The sequence below is a fragment of the Streptomyces kronopolitis genome (genome assembly GCF_050953795.1).
In the GTDB taxonomy this organism is placed as follows: Bacteria; Actinomycetota; Actinomycetes; order Streptomycetales; family Streptomycetaceae; genus Streptomyces; species Streptomyces kronopolitis_A.
In genome coordinates this window covers 794,126-807,164 of sequence record NZ_CP191850.1, presented here as the reverse complement: position 1 = coordinate 807,164, position 13,039 = coordinate 794,126, and the positions used below count along the sequence as shown (strand labels likewise).

The window sequence follows — 13,039 nt, the reverse complement described above, 5'->3', positions numbered from 1 at the left end:
GCCCCGCGCGCCCTTGTGCGACACCTTCACTGAGACCGACATCACACCGGAGGAACGGCTTGTTCAGCATCACCGTCCGCGACCACCTCATGATCGCCCACAGCTTCCGCGGCGCGGTCTTCGGCCCCGCACAGCGCCTGCACGGCGCGACCTTCCTCGTGGACGCCACCTTCCGCCGGCCCGAGCTCGACGAGGACAACATCGTGGTCGACATCGGCCTGGCCACCCGGGAACTCAACGCCGTGGTCGGGGAACTGAACTACCGCAACCTCGACGACGAGCCCGACTTCGCCGGCATCAACACCTCGACGGAGGCCCTGGCCAAGGTCATCGCGGACCGGCTGGCCGACCGCATCCAGGCCGGCAATCTCGGCGAGGGCGCCCGTGAGCTGGCCGGTCTCACGGTCACCCTCCATGAGTCCCACATCGCCTGGGCGACCTACGAGCGCACTCTGTGACCCCTACCGGCGTCACGGCGACGGGGGAGCGCGTGGTGCACATGGTCCTGCCCGGCGACGTCGACGATCCGGCGGCACCCAGCGGCGGCAACACCTACGACCGCCGGGTGTGCCGCGACCTCCCGGCGGCGGGCTGGCGGGTGCACCCGTACGCCGCGCCCGGAAGCTGGCCGCGCCCGGACGGGACCGCCCGCGCGGGGCTGGCGCGGCAGCTGGCCCAACTGCCGGACGACAGCGTTGTCCTGCTCGACGGACTCGTCGCCTGCGGCGTCCCGGAGGTGATCCGCCCCGAGGCGGACCGGCTGCGGCTCGCCGTCCTGGTCCATCTGCCGCTGGGCGACGAGACCGGGCTCGACCCCGCGGTGGCGGCCGACCTCGACGTACGTGAACGCCGCACCCTGCACGCCGTGGAGGCCGTGGTCGCCACCAGCGAGTGGGCCGCCCGCCGGCTCGTCGACCACCACGAACTGCCCGCCGCGCGCGTCCACGTCGCCAGGCCCGGGGCCGACCCGGCGCCCGTCGCGGCCGGCACCGACGGCGCCACCGGACTGCTGTGCGTCGCCTCGGTGACCCCCCGCAAGGGCCAGCACCTCCTGGTGGAGGCGCTGGCGGAGGTCGCCGAACTGCCCTGGCGCTGCACCTTCGTGGGAGGGATCGCCCGCGATCCCGGATACGTCGGGCAACTGCGCCGGCGGGTGGACGAGTTGGGCCTCGGCGACCGGATCACCTTCACCGGCCCCCGGGCCGGCGCCGCGCTGGACGCCAGCTATGCCGCCGCCGACCTGCTGCTGCTCGCCTCGTCCGCCGAGACCTACGGCATGGTCGTCACCGAGGCGCTGGGGCGCGGGATTCCGGTACTGGCCACGGACGTGGACGGGGTACCGGAAGCGGTCGGCCGGGCCGCGGACGGCGCGGTGCCCGGACTCCTGGTACCGCCCGGACAGCCGTCGGCGCTCGCCGGCGCGCTGCGTGACTGGCTGGGGGAGCCGCGACTGCGCGGCCGGCTGAAGGAAGCGGCGCGCGAGCGGCGTGCCATGCTGGAGGGGTGGGAGATGACGTCGCACAGTCTGGCCGGCACACTCGAACGGCTTCGGCACGAGCCACGGAGCGCACGATGAGCGACCCCGACCGGCCCCGATTCGCCCCCGACTGGCTGGAGTTGCGCGAGCGCGCCGATGCCTCGGCCCGCGCACCGGAACTGCTGCGCCCGCTGCGCGCACGGCTCGCGGCGCGGCCGGCCCCGGACGGCGGCCCCCGGGGCCTGGTGATCCGTGACCTCGGCTGCGGCACCGGCTCGATGGGGCGCTGGCTCGCCGTCCGGCTGCCCGGCCCGCAGCACTGGATCTTGCACGACCACGACCCGCTGCTGCTCTCGCACGCCGGGGCGCGGATGCCGGTGACCGCCGCCGACGGCACCCCCGTCCGGGCCACGACCGCGCGCGGTGATCTGGCCGACCTCGGCGCCGACGACCTCGCCGGCACCTCGCTGGTGACCGCCTCCGCGCTGCTCGATCTGCTCACCCGCGAGGAGGTGGAGGAGCTCGCCGAGGCCTGTGTCGCCGCGGGCTGTCCGGCGCTGCTGGCGCTCTCCGTCGCCGGGCGGGTCGAGCTGTCCCCCTCCGATCCCCTCGACACCGCGCTCGCCGAGGCCTTCAACGACCATCAGCGCCGCACGGACCAGGGCCGCGCGCTGCTCGGTCCGGACGCCATCGCGGCGGCCGTCGAGGCGTTCGAGCGGCGCGGGGCGACGGTCCTGGTGCGGTCCAGCCCCTGGCGGCTCGGCAGCGTCGAGTCCTCGCTGATCTCCGAATGGCTGCGCGGCTGGGTCGGCGCCGCGCACGCCCAGCGCCCGGAGCTGGCGCCCGAGGCCGTGGCCTATCTGCGCCGCCGGCTGGAGGAGTGCGCGGCGGGGGAGCTGAACGTCGAGGTGCACCACACCGATCTGCTGGCGCTGCCCCGGCCGTTGTCCGGGAGCGTGTGATGGACCGGTCCCGCTGGGCGGCATGGCTCAGGATGCTCGCGGGGCTGGCGATCCTGGTGGCGCTGGGGTGGCATCTGGGGTCCGGCGCCTTCGTGTCGGGCCTGCGCCGCATCGACGCCGGCACGCTGCTGGCCGGACTCGGCATCGGCCTGCTGACCACGGTGTGCAGCGCCTGGCGCTGGTCACTGGTGGCCCGCGGCCTGGGGCTGCGGCTGCCGCTGGGCCGGGCCGTCGCGGACTACTACCGGGCGCTGTTCCTCAACGCGGCGCTGCCCGGCGGCGTGCTGGGCGATGTGCACCGCGCGGTGCGCCACGGGCAGTCCTCCGGGGACCTGGGCCGCGGCGTGCGCGCGGTGGTCCTGGAGCGCACAGCGGGCCAGCTCGTCCTGCTGGTGGCGGGGGCGGCGGTGCTGCTCGCGCGGCCCTCCCCGGTCCTGGCCCCCGTCGTCCGTTTCGTCACCTCGCCGGCCGTCGCACTGTCCGCGGCCGCGGTCGCCGTGCTGCTGGCGGTGGCCGCGCTCCGGCTGCGGGCGCGCCGGGGTGCCTCGCGGGCCGAACGCACGGTCCGCCGCACGCTGGCCGAGGTACGCCAGGGCCTGCTCGCCCGCGAGGTGTGGCCCGGCGTCGCGCTCTCGTCCGTGGCGGTCCTGACGGGCTATCTCGGGATGTTCGTGCTGGCCGCCCGGGTGGCCGGAGCCACCGCGCCGGTCGCCGAACTGGTGCCGCTGGTGGTGCTGGCGCTGCTGGCGATGGCGCTGCCGCTGAACGTCGGCGGCTGGGGCCCACGCGAAGGCGTCGCCGCGTGGGCCTTCGGCGCCGCCGGGCTAGGGGCTGCGCAGGGGCTCACCGCCGCCGTCATCTACGGCGTGCTGGCCTTCGTGGCGAGCCTGCCCGGCGCCGCGGTCCTGCTCGCCCGACGCTCCGTCACCCGCTGTGGCGGGCCCGCGCAGATCGAACTCGAAGAGCGTGTCCTCGCCGAGCAGGGCGCGGCGCAGCGGCGGGCGTAGCGCCTCCCGCATCACCGGCGTGCCGGGGAACCGCAGACCCGGCACGCCGTCACCGAGCAGCACCGGCGCGACCGTGACGTACAGCCGGTGCAGCGCACGGTCCTGGAGGAACCGCGACACGGTGACCCCGCCGCCCTCTATCAGCACCCGGCCCAGACCGCGCCCGGCCAGCGTGTCCAGCAGCCGCCCCGGGGCGAACGCCGCCGCGTCCGGCAGCGCCAGGACCTCGACCCCGGGGGGCGGGGACACGGGGGCGGCGTCCCGGCCCACCAGCCAGAGCGTCGGCGCGGCGCCGTCGGTGAACACCCCGCTGCGCAGCGGTACCCGGCCCCGGGGGTCGAGCACCACCCGCACCGGGTTGTCCCCCGTGCAGGCGCGCACGGTCAGCCGTGGATCGTCCGCCACCGCGGTGCCCGCGCCGACGACCACGGCGTCGGCGAGCGCACGCAGCCGGTGCAGATGGCAGCGGTCCTCCGGGCCGGTGACGAAGTCGGCATCGCCCGTGCGCGTCGCGATGAAGCCGTCCAGGCTCTGCCCGAGCTGGGCGAAGGCGAAGCGCGGGCCGGCCAGGCACAGGGGCAGATAACGGGCGGCGAGTTCCTCCGCCTCCGGGGTGGCGGGCGGCCCCCACCGCAGCGTGCCGTCGTCGCCCGGCACCAGTCCGGCGGCCTGCGCCCCCGCCGGCGTACGGATCTCCCGCAGCCGCTCCCAGGCGGCCGCCGCGTCGAGCGTCTCAGTCATGGGCGGCCGCCCCCGCGCCGAAGAGTGCGGCATATTCGCCGAATGTCTCGGTCAGTCCGGCCAGCAATTCCCGCCCCTTGTCGGCGGATGCCAGCGAAGGCCGTCCGATGACGCCGGATTCGGTATAGGCCGACATGCCCAGCGTGAGGAGGTGCTTCCGGTCATCGGCGACACAATCCGCCGATTCGTAGCCGTCCTTGACCAATTCGGGATGGGCATGCAGCAGAATGGACGTCTCGGCCTCTCCGGCATGCATATCGGTGTGCCCGGAGGTGGTCACCCCGGCCCGGGTGCGCGCCCGGTCCCAGTCGGCCGATCCGGGGAAGAGTGCCATCCGCACACCGCTCCCGGCGGATTCCTGAACGACATTGCGCAGGACGTAATTGCCGCCGTGCCCGTTGACGAGAATGAGGGTGTCGATACCCGACCGCCGGAGCGAATCGGCGATGTCCGTGACGACCGCGTGCAGGGTGCGCGCCGAAATGCTGACGGTCCCCGGCCAGGCGGCGTGCTCGTGGGAACAGGAGACGGTCAGCGGCGGCAGCAGCTGGAGGGGGTGGGCGGCCGCCAGCTCCCGGGCGATGGCGCAGGCGATCACGGTGTCGGTGGCCAGCGGCAGAAAGGCACCGTGCTGTTCGAAGCTGCCGATGGGCAGCACGGCCATCGACGGCCGACGCGCCCGTACGTCCTCGGTGGTGTCGGCCGGCCACGGGCCGGGTGGCGAAGTCGGGTGTCCCGAAGCGGTCATGGGTGCTGCGGCCTTTCGTCGCTGACTCACCGAGTCATGGACTTCGCAGCATACTTGTTGTGTTCTGAGCGAGTCCTGCCCGTCATTTCCCGGCGCGGGTACGATCACGCCATGATGGACCCCGACGACGATGCCGTGCGTAACCTCCGTGTCGCATTCGATGACGGCCCTGCCCAAAAACCGGGCGTGGAACGGGTGGTGGAGACCAGGCTGCCCACCACGTACGGCGAATTCCGCGCCGTGGGATATCTCGACCACCAGACCGGCATCGAGCAAGTGGCGCTGGTCCACGGCGATGTCGCCGGTGAACGGACGCTGACCCGCCTGCATTCCGAATGTCTGACCGGCGACGCCTTTGCGTCCACCCACTGCGAATGCGGCGACCAATTGTCCGCGGCGCTGCGCGCCATCGTGGCGGAAGGCCGCGGCATTCTGGTCTATCTCCAGGGCCACGAGGGCCGGGGTATCGGGCTGCTGGCCAAACTCCAGGCGATGCGGCTCCAGGAGGGCGGGCTCGACACGGTGGAGGCGAACATCGCCCTCGGACTGCCCGTCGACGCCCGCGACTACGGCTCCGCGGCGGAGATCCTGCAGGACCTCGGCGTGCGGTCGGTGCGGCTGATGTCGAACAATCCGCGCAAGCGCGAGGCGCTGGTGCTCCGCGGCCTTCCCGTCCCCGAACAGGTCCCGCTGCTGATGCCGCCCCGTGCGGAGAACATCCGCTATCTCCGTGCCAAGCGCGAGCGCCTCGACCACGATCTGCCGCATCTGGACGGCCTCAGCGGCCTGTCCTGACACGGTCGGAGGGCCCCTCGGGCGGCGGACACGCCACGAGGGAGGGCCGACGACCGCAAGGTCGCCCGCCCTCCCTCGGTGACCGGCCGGCCGGGGGCCGCCGGATCAGGAGACGGCGGCGGTCGCCCGCTCGGCGGCGGCGGCTTCCTGACGGGCCGGCAGGACCCGCTCCGCGAGGTGACCGAAGACCAGCCCGAAGGCTGCCCACAGCACCAGTTGGATGGCGATCGCCGACAGCCGGAACTGCCACAGCAGGGTGGCCGAGAAGTCGGACGGCACCTCGTTGATGGCGGGCAGGAACGCGTAGGCGAGGCCCACGGCGACCACGAACGCGGCGCCGGCCGCGACCGTGGCGTACCAATTGCCCAGCTTCGGTGCCAGCCGCCGCCCGAGGATCGTGGCGGCGACGGCCAGCAGTATGCCGAGCAGCATCATCAGGAAATACAGCGCGGTGCGCTTGCCGATGGTGTCGGGGTCACCGACGGACGGCGGGTTGGCCGGGTACTTCAGGAACGGGACGAGGTAGACGGCCAGCAGCGCCGCTCCGGAGAGCAGCACGGCCGTGGCACGGGGACCGAAGCGGCCGATCCGCCCCAGTGCGAAGCAGAAGGCCAGTGCGGCGATCCCGCCCAGTGCGACGCCGTAGACCAGGACGCCGGTCGCCAGCCCCGCGGTGGACTGCAGACCGCGGCTGACGACCTCCATCTCGTGCTCGTGGCTGTGTGCTTCCTCGAACGCGATGGCGGCGTCCACCCGCGGTTCGCCCAGCAGGTAGGCGACGACGAGGGCCAGGACGCCTGCTGCCAGACCGGCGAGCATCCCGCGCACCAGAAGGGCTCTGACGGTGACGGAGTTCATGGGTGCGGCGTCCGATCAGTGGCAGGGGAAGCCGAGGAGGTGGCGTCCGTCGTGGACCCACTCGTGGACCTCGGTGCCGGACAGCAGCGACGTCGCGCCCTGCTCCGCGCCGATGAAGTACAGCAGGACGAGCATGAGGACGCCGAAGAACAGGGCCCAGGGGGCGATGGCCTTGAGCGGGATCGGGGTGGGGGTGACGGCGCCGGTGGCCGGGGGTGCGATGGTCTGAGCCATGGCAGTACCTCCTGTGCGGGGAACTCGCGTCCCATGTCGGTGGAGAGCGTGACGACATGCCGGGTCTGGCTCGCCCGGTTCCGTCCCAGCTGAGCTGGAAAAAACCGGACATACAGTGGCGCGACCGCGCCGGGATCCCACCGGCTTCCGTCATGTCGTCGTCAATATCATCGGGAAGGTACCGCGAACCGACCCCCGGGCCAAGGCCGTAGAGGGGGCGGAGTGGTGCAGGGCAGGGCGCGCCGGACCGGTAACTCCCTTGTGGAGGAGAGCGGTTGCCGCCGTGGGCACAAGGGCGAGAAGGAGACATGACAACTCGGGTGATGTTGGTCTCAGCGGCCGCGGGGCAGGCGCAGCGCGAGGTGCGCTTCGATGATGACGGCCCGCTGAGCGAGGCCGGGCGGCGCCGGGCGCGGGCCGCCGCCGGGACCCTGCCGGCCGCCGGCCGGAGCTACGTCTCGCCCTCCGCCCGGTGCCGGGAGACCGCCGGGGAACTGGGGCTGTCGGCCCTTGTCGCGCCGGAGCTGGCGGGCTGCGCGATGGGCGCCTGGCGCAGCCGGACCCTGGCCGAGGTCGCCGACGGCGATCCGGGAGCGGTGTCCGCCTGGCTCTCGGACCCGGACTTCGCGGCGCACGGCGGGGAGTCGCTGCGGCAGCTGTGCGCGCGGATCGCGGGCCGGCTGGCGCGGGAGGCCGAGGAGGCGGGCCGGGTGGTGGCCGTCGTCGAGCCGGATGTCGTGCGGGCCGCGGCGGTCTGCGCCCTCGGCGTCCCCGAGGAGGCGTTCTGGCGGCTGGATGTGCCCCCGCTGACCGTGACCGAGCTGAGCGGTCGTGACGGCCGCTGGAATCTGGGACTCGGACGGCCGCTCGACCGCAGGTGAGAGCGGTGTGGCGGCACGGAATCACAATTCATCTGTCCGCTCATCTACACATAAAGGCGACATAAGCGCAGAATAAAGAGTGCGCGGCCCGAAGCCACGCGGGAACGGCCAGTTCGCGAACGAAGGAGGCGAGTCGCATGGCCGACGTCTCACACCACAGGGGAGATCTCGCCGGTCACCCCGATGCATCGGAGATGCAGGCCCGGTACGACCGGGTACTCGGCGGGCGGGACGTGGTACTCGTCGACGGACCGGTGTTCCTGGTCGGCCTGTACTGCGCCGTCTCGCCGTGGATCCTCCACTTCACGGCCGCACAGCCGGCGCTCGTGACGCACAACCTCATCCTCGGTATCGCGATCGCCCTGCTGGCGGTCGGGTTCACCGTGACACCTGAGCGGATGTACGGCCTGAGCGGCGCGATGTGCGCGATCGGCGTGTGGATGATCATCTCGCCCTGGATCGTCGGCAGCGCTCCGGACGCCGGCGTCATCTGGAACAACGTCGTCATCGGCGCCCTGACGTTCCTGCTGGGTGCCATGTGTGTGGCCGCGGCGTCGAAGAGCCGCCGCGTCACCTGAGACGCGCTCCCCACGGGGGCGAGAGCAGGCCGCCGACCGTACGTCCCTCCGTGGGCGAGCCGGCCGGCGGCCGTGCGCGCGGGATCTCACGGCGCGGCGCCGCAGCCCTCGGCCGGCGGGGACGCTCCCGGCCTCACGCCCGCCCGCGGCCGTCACCGCCGCGGGCGCGGAGGCCGGCACCGCTGCCGGTCAGGAGGCGGCCCAGCAGCCCGGTCAGCACCAGTCCGCACGCGAGCAGCAGACCGTGCGCCAGGGCCACCCCGGCGACCAGGCCGGTGGCCGCGGCGGCCGGCAGCAGCCAGGCCGGTCCGCGGCGCGGCCGCCGCGCCGGAAGCGGAGGGTGGACGGACGGGGTGCGGGCGCGGTGCGCCGCCTCGTGCCGGAACGGCTCGGTGAACTCGCCGAAAGCGCGGTCGTCATACGGGGACAGTGGAGTCCCTCCTCCGGGGCGTGCGGACGGCCGCGCCAGGGCGGCGTGGGTGAGTGTGACGGTGCTCCGGTCGTCGCGCGGCGCCGGCGTGCCGGATCACGGACCCGGGCCCGGCTTCCTGATGGCTGTCTGCCGCGGTCTGCGGCTGTCGGTGGTGTGGTGCCCTGCCGGGCCCCGCCCGTAACGCCGTTGACGCCAGGTGCCGCACCCCGCCGCGTGCAATCCGGCCGGCGACCGGGTCCGGGACGTGGCGCGGCCGCTCCGGGCCTGCCCGCCGACGGCCCCAGGCATGCGACAACCGGGCAAATTCGGTTAAATCGGTGACATGGGTCCTCCGACTGTGGCCCCTCGCCCCGGAGAGGTGGCGTCCCGTGTCCGCTGTGCCCGTGGATGATCACGAAGACTTCGCCGACGCCGACCGCGGCTTCATCGCGGCGCTCGATCCGCCCGAGGTCACCATGGACGACGGCCGGGTGGTCTGGGACGCCGAGGCCTACGGATTCCTGGCCGGCAACTGCCCCGACACCGCGCACGAGAGCCTGTGGCGCCAGGGCCGGCTGGTGAGCCGGCAGGGGCTGTACGAGGTCACCGACGGCATCTACCAGGCGCGCGGTCTGGACCTGGCCAATATGACGCTGGTCGAGGGCGATCACGGCGTCCTCGTCATCGACCCGCTGCGCTCGGCCGAGACCGCCGCCGCGGCCCTGGAGCTCTACCGCAAGTACCGCGGCGACCGGCCGGTCACCGGCCTGCTCTACACCCACTCGCACGGGAACCACTTCGGCGGGGCCCGCGGCGTCCTGCCGCACGGCCACCACCCGGTCCCGGTGCTCGCGCCGGCCGGCTTCCTCGCGCACGCCGTCGGCGAGAGCGTCCACGCCGGCATCGCGCACCGCCGGCGCGCCGTCTACCTGTACGGAACCGGGCTCCCCAAGGGACCGGACGGCCAGATCGGCTGCGGCCTGGGCACCCTGCCCTCCACCGGCACCATGACCCTCATCCCGCCGACCGTGGACATCACCAGCACCGGCCAGGAGGAGATCGTCGACGGCGTCCACCTCGTCTTCCAGCTCACCCCCGGCACCGAGGCGCCCGCCGAGATGAACTTCGCCTTCCCGGCGCACCAGGCACTCTGCCTGTCCGAGAACGCCACCCACACCCTGCACACCGGACTGCCCCTGCGCGGCGGCGCCGTCCGCGACACCCGGGCCTGGGCCCGCTACCTGGGCGAGACGCTGGCCCTGTTCGGCGACGGGACGGAGGTCGCCTTCGCCTCCCACCACTGGCCGACCTGGGGCAAGGAGCGCGTGCGGACCCTGCTGGCGGGACAGCGTGATCTCTACGCCTACCTGCACGACCAGACCGTGCGGCTGCTCAACGAGGGGCTCACCGCGACCGAGATCGCCGAGGAGCTGCGGCTGCCGCCGGAGCTGGAGCGGGTCTGGGCCCACCACGGCTACTACGGCTCGCTGGGCCACAACGTCCAGGCGATCTACCAGCGCTACCTGGGCTGGTTCGACGGCAACCCCGCCCATCTGTGGGAGCACCCGCCGGCCGAGCAGGCCCGGCGCTACGTCGACACCCTGGGCGGCACCGAGGCCACCGTGGACGCGGGCAAGCGCTACGCCGCCGACGGTGATCTGCGCTTCGCCGCCACCCTGCTCAACCACGCCGTCTTCGCCGACCCCCACAACCTCCGCGCCCGGCGCGAACTCGCCCTGGTCTACGAACGGCTGGGCCACGGCTCCGAGAACGGCGCCTCGCGCAACTTCTACCTCACCGGTGCGATGGAACTGCGCGGCACCCTCGCCGAGACCCGGCCGGACACCGTCGGCCCCGACCTCGCCCAGGCCCTGACCGTCGACCAGCTCCTCGACTCGCTCGCCCTGCGCATCGACGGCCCCCGCGCCTGGTCCACCGCGCTCACCCTCGACCTCTACCTCCCCGACGAGGACCGGACCTGGCAGCTGACGCTCTCGCACGGCGCCCTCACCCACCTCAGCGCACCCGGCGCGCCCACTCCGTGCAAGGACCGCACCCCGGACCTCACGCTGACGCTCACCAAGCCGCAACTGCTGGACCTGCTCGACGGCCGCGGACCGGGCGAGGAGGCCGTACGGAACGGCGAAAGCGGCGCACTGCACCAACTCCTGGGTCTCCTGTGCACCCCGCGCCCCACGTTCCCCGTCGTCACCCCCTGACGGCCGTCCGCCGGGCGCCGCGTCAACCTCGTGCCCCGGTCCGCTGCCACCACCGGACTCCTCCGGACGCCGTCGCTGAGGCAAACTGGGCCGGTGGTGAGCAACATTCCCGAGGAGTCGACCACCTTCATCGGTCGACGAGCCGAACTGCGCCGGATCGACAACGACTTGACGAAGCACCGGCTGGTCACCCTGACCGGCCCCGGTGGCGTGGGCAAGACCCGGATCGCGATGCGGGCCGCCCGCGCGGCCGCGCCCCGCTTCCCCGACGGGGTCTGCTGGGCCGATCTGTGGCCCCTCCAGGGGGACGGGCTGCTGGTCGCGGGGGTCTGCGACGCCGTGGGGCTGGCCGACCACTCGGCGCGGACGCCGGTGGCCGCGCTGTGCGCCTGGCTCGCCGACAGACGGCTGCTGCTGGTGCTGGACTCCTGCGAACACCTCGTCGCGGCCTGCCGGGACCTCCTCGGCGATCTGCTGACCGCCGCCCCGGGCGTGACCGTGCTGGTCACCAGCCGGCAGCCGCTGGAGATCGTCGGCGAGTGGACCACCGGCATCGGACCGCTGCCCTGCACGGGTGACAACGACGCGCTGGCCCTGTTCACCGACCGGGCCGGCACCGCCGCCCCGGGCCTGCGGCTCACCGCCCCGCGCAGCGCCGCGGCCGCCGCCGCCATCTGCCGGCGCCTCGAAGGCATCCCGCTGGCCCTGGAACTCGCCGTGGCGCAGCTGGCCCACAGCTCCGTCGAGCGCATCGCGGCCCGGCTCACCTCCCGCTTCGACGCCCTCGACGGCGACGGCCCGGTGCGGCCGCCGCGGCACCGCACCCTGCGCTGCGCCATCGGCTGGAGCCACGAGCTGTGCGCCCCGCTGGAGCGGCTGTTGTGGGCCCGGCTGTCCGTCTTCCGCGGCACCTTCGACGAGGAGTCCGCGAGCGCCGTGTGCGCCGGCGGGCCGCTCACCGGGCCGCAGGTGCGCACCGCGCTGGCCGCCCTGACAGCCAAGTCGGTGCTCACCCGCGAGGGCTCCCGCTTCCGGATGCTCGACACCCTGCGCGAGTACGGCCGGATGTGGCTGGCCGAACTCGACGAGACGACGGCCCTCGCGGACCGGCACGCCGCCCACTTCGCCGCCCTGGGCCGCCGGGCCGAACGGGGCTGGCTGGGCCCCGACCAGCTCGCCTGGTACGGCCGGATCGCCGACGCCCATGTCGACCTGTGCACCGCCCTGGACCACCTCCTGGCCACCGACCCCGAAGGCGCCCAGGAACTCAGCGCCTCGATCGGTTTCTTCTGGAGCTGCTGCGGCCATCTGTACGAGGCCCGCGAGTACGTGGCCCGGGCCCTGGCCGCCCACCAGGGCTCCGGCCCGGTCCGGACCCGGGCGCTGTGGACACTGGGGGTCGCCGTGCTGCTCCAGGGCGAACTGGACGCCGCCGAGGACCTGGGCCGCGAGTGCGCCCGCGCCGCGCGGGCGTCGCGGGACGCCGAGGCGGTGCTCCAGGCCGGCTACCTCATCGGCCTCACCCACCTGATGGCCGGCCGCCCGATGTCCGCGCACACCGTCGCGGAGCAGGTGCTCGGCCCGCCGCCGCACAGCCCGTTCGACTCACCCGGGCGGCTGCGCTGCCATCTCGTGCAGATCTTCGCGCTCACCGGTCTGGGCCGGCTCGACGAGGCCCGCGCCGCGGCGACCGCGCTGCGCCGCGGCTGTGAGCAGCGCGGCGAGTTCTGGACCCGTTCCTACACCGACTACCAGCTCTCCTTGATCTCGCTGTTCCAGGAGCGGCCCGAGGAGTCGGCCGAGCACGCCCGGGCGATGCTCGCGGCCAAGCAGGGCATCGGCGACAAGTTCGGGATCGCGCTCGGCCTGGACCTGCTCGCGGCCGCGGTGGCGGCCCAGGGCGACGGCGCGACCGCCGCCCGCGTCTACGGCAGCGGCCAGGCCGTCTGGCGCACCGTCGGACACCCCCAGCGCGGCACCCCGGAACTGCGCGCGGTGCGGGAGCAGTGCGAACAGCGGGCCCGCGCCGCGATCGGCGACGAGGCGTACGCCGACGCCTTCCACCGGGCCAGCGAGGAGTGCGCGGGCACCTCCCTGGCCCGGATCCTGGCGGGCGAGCTGTGAGGG

At 73.8% G+C, this 13,039-nt stretch carries 13 protein-coding genes and 1 pseudogene; 9 read left to right on the top strand and 5 right to left on the bottom strand.

Features of this window, described 5'->3' with window-relative positions; all coding sequences use genetic code 11:
• Positions 1-59: 59 nt before the first annotated feature.
• From ACQP17_RS03135 to ACQP17_RS03120, 4 genes are read left to right on the top strand one after another with little or no spacing between them, the layout of a single operon-like run.
• Complete coding sequence (locus ACQP17_RS03135) at positions 60-458, top strand: 6-pyruvoyl trahydropterin synthase family protein (protein ID WP_433854822.1); 399 nt, start codon at positions 60-62, stop codon at positions 456-458.
• Positions 459-499: 41 nt separating this feature from the next.
• Complete coding sequence (locus ACQP17_RS03130; RefSeq protein ID WP_433859823.1) at positions 500-1,576, top strand: glycosyltransferase family 4 protein; 1,077 nt, start codon at positions 500-502, stop codon at positions 1,574-1,576.
• Complete coding sequence (locus ACQP17_RS03125; protein WP_433854821.1) at positions 1,573-2,439, top strand: SAM-dependent methyltransferase; 867 nt, start codon at positions 1,573-1,575, stop codon at positions 2,437-2,439. The genes ACQP17_RS03130 and ACQP17_RS03125 overlap by 4 nt, the downstream gene beginning before the upstream one ends.
• Entirely contained in the window at positions 2,439-3,446 is a 1,008-nt protein-coding gene (locus tag ACQP17_RS03120; protein WP_433854820.1) for a lysylphosphatidylglycerol synthase transmembrane domain-containing protein, read from the top strand. The genes ACQP17_RS03125 and ACQP17_RS03120 overlap by 1 nt, the downstream gene beginning before the upstream one ends.
• 102 nt (positions 3,447-3,548) lie before the next feature.
• Here the strand turns inward: ACQP17_RS03120 and ACQP17_RS03115 are convergent.
• Together ACQP17_RS03115 and ACQP17_RS03110 are read right to left on the bottom strand one after the other, a co-directional pair.
• Positions 3,549-4,187, bottom strand: a pseudogene (locus ACQP17_RS03115) (RibD family protein); the annotation flags it as partial.
• Positions 4,180-4,935, bottom strand: coding sequence for a creatininase family protein (locus ACQP17_RS03110; protein WP_433854819.1), 756 nt, complete (start codon positions 4,933-4,935; stop codon positions 4,180-4,182). The gene ACQP17_RS03110 and the pseudogene ACQP17_RS03115, both read right to left, overlap by 8 nt.
• Before the next feature lie 114 nt (positions 4,936-5,049).
• Between ACQP17_RS03110 and ribA the strand changes: the two genes are divergently transcribed.
• Positions 5,050-5,730: a GTP cyclohydrolase II gene (ribA, locus tag ACQP17_RS03105; protein WP_433859822.1), complete on the top strand. Its 681-nt coding sequence runs from the start codon at positions 5,050-5,052 to the stop codon at positions 5,728-5,730.
• Between the two features lie 105 nt (positions 5,731-5,835).
• Here the strand turns inward: ribA and ACQP17_RS03100 are convergent, their stop codons facing one another.
• Both ACQP17_RS03100 and ACQP17_RS03095 read right to left on the bottom strand, forming a co-directional pair.
• A complete protein-coding gene (locus ACQP17_RS03100) occupies positions 5,836-6,588 on the bottom strand; it encodes a CbtA family protein (RefSeq protein ID WP_433854818.1) in 753 nt (250 codons plus the stop codon).
• A 15-nt stretch (positions 6,589-6,603) separates the two neighbouring features.
• A complete protein-coding gene (locus tag ACQP17_RS03095) occupies positions 6,604-6,822 on the bottom strand; it encodes a CbtB domain-containing protein (RefSeq protein WP_189100879.1) in 219 nt (72 codons plus the stop codon).
• Positions 6,823-7,130: 308 nt separating this feature from the next.
• Between ACQP17_RS03095 and ACQP17_RS03090 the strand changes: the two genes are divergently transcribed.
• Both ACQP17_RS03090 and ACQP17_RS03085 read left to right on the top strand, forming a co-directional pair.
• Positions 7,131-7,703 carry a histidine phosphatase family protein gene (locus tag ACQP17_RS03090; protein WP_433854817.1) on the top strand — a complete coding sequence of 191 codons (573 nt, stop codon included), beginning with the start codon at positions 7,131-7,133 and terminating at the stop codon, positions 7,701-7,703.
• Between the two features lie 137 nt (positions 7,704-7,840).
• Positions 7,841-8,281 (top strand): SPW repeat protein, encoded by a 441-nt coding sequence (locus tag ACQP17_RS03085; RefSeq protein ID WP_189100882.1) that lies wholly within the window; start codon positions 7,841-7,843, stop codon positions 8,279-8,281.
• Positions 8,282-8,414: 133 nt separating this feature from the next.
• On the opposite strand, the gene ACQP17_RS03080 is transcribed toward ACQP17_RS03085, so the two are convergent.
• Positions 8,415-8,540, bottom strand: coding sequence for a hypothetical protein (locus ACQP17_RS03080; protein ID WP_433854816.1), 126 nt, complete (start codon positions 8,538-8,540; stop codon positions 8,415-8,417).
• 551 nt (positions 8,541-9,091) lie between these two features.
• Between ACQP17_RS03080 and ACQP17_RS03075 the strand changes: the two genes are divergently transcribed.
• Together ACQP17_RS03075 and ACQP17_RS03070 are read left to right on the top strand one after the other, a co-directional pair.
• A complete protein-coding gene (locus tag ACQP17_RS03075) occupies positions 9,092-10,912 on the top strand; it encodes an alkyl/aryl-sulfatase (RefSeq protein ID WP_433859821.1) in 1,821 nt (606 codons plus the stop codon).
• Between the two features lie 93 nt (positions 10,913-11,005).
• Entirely contained in the window at positions 11,006-13,036 is a 2,031-nt protein-coding gene (locus ACQP17_RS03070) for an ATP-binding protein (protein ID WP_433854815.1), read from the top strand.
• The last annotated feature ends 3 nt before the right edge of the window (positions 13,037-13,039 follow it).

Excerpts from the sequence above, each read along its gene's own strand:
- ACQP17_RS03110 (WP_433854819.1), bottom strand. The coding sequence starts at position 4,935 with ATGACCGCTTCGGGACACCCGACTTCGCCACCCGGCCCGTGGCCGGCC.
- ACQP17_RS03090 (WP_433854817.1), top strand. The coding sequence starts at position 7,131 with ATGACAACTCGGGTGATGTTGGTCTCAGCGGCCGCGGGGCAGGCGCAG.
- ribA (WP_433859822.1), top strand. The coding sequence starts at position 5,050 with ATGGACCCCGACGACGATGCCGTGCGTAACCTCCGTGTCGCATTCGAT.
- ACQP17_RS03125 (WP_433854821.1), top strand. The coding sequence starts at position 1,573 with ATGAGCGACCCCGACCGGCCCCGATTCGCCCCCGACTGGCTGGAGTTG.
- ACQP17_RS03120 (WP_433854820.1), top strand. The coding sequence starts at position 2,439 with ATGGACCGGTCCCGCTGGGCGGCATGGCTCAGGATGCTCGCGGGGCTG.
- ACQP17_RS03130 (WP_433859823.1), top strand. The coding sequence starts at position 500 with ATGGTCCTGCCCGGCGACGTCGACGATCCGGCGGCACCCAGCGGCGGC.
- ACQP17_RS03095 (WP_189100879.1), bottom strand. The coding sequence starts at position 6,822 with ATGGCTCAGACCATCGCACCCCCGGCCACCGGCGCCGTCACCCCCACC.
- ACQP17_RS03085 (WP_189100882.1), top strand. The coding sequence starts at position 7,841 with ATGGCCGACGTCTCACACCACAGGGGAGATCTCGCCGGTCACCCCGAT.
- ACQP17_RS03100 (WP_433854818.1), bottom strand. The coding sequence starts at position 6,588 with ATGAACTCCGTCACCGTCAGAGCCCTTCTGGTGCGCGGGATGCTCGCC.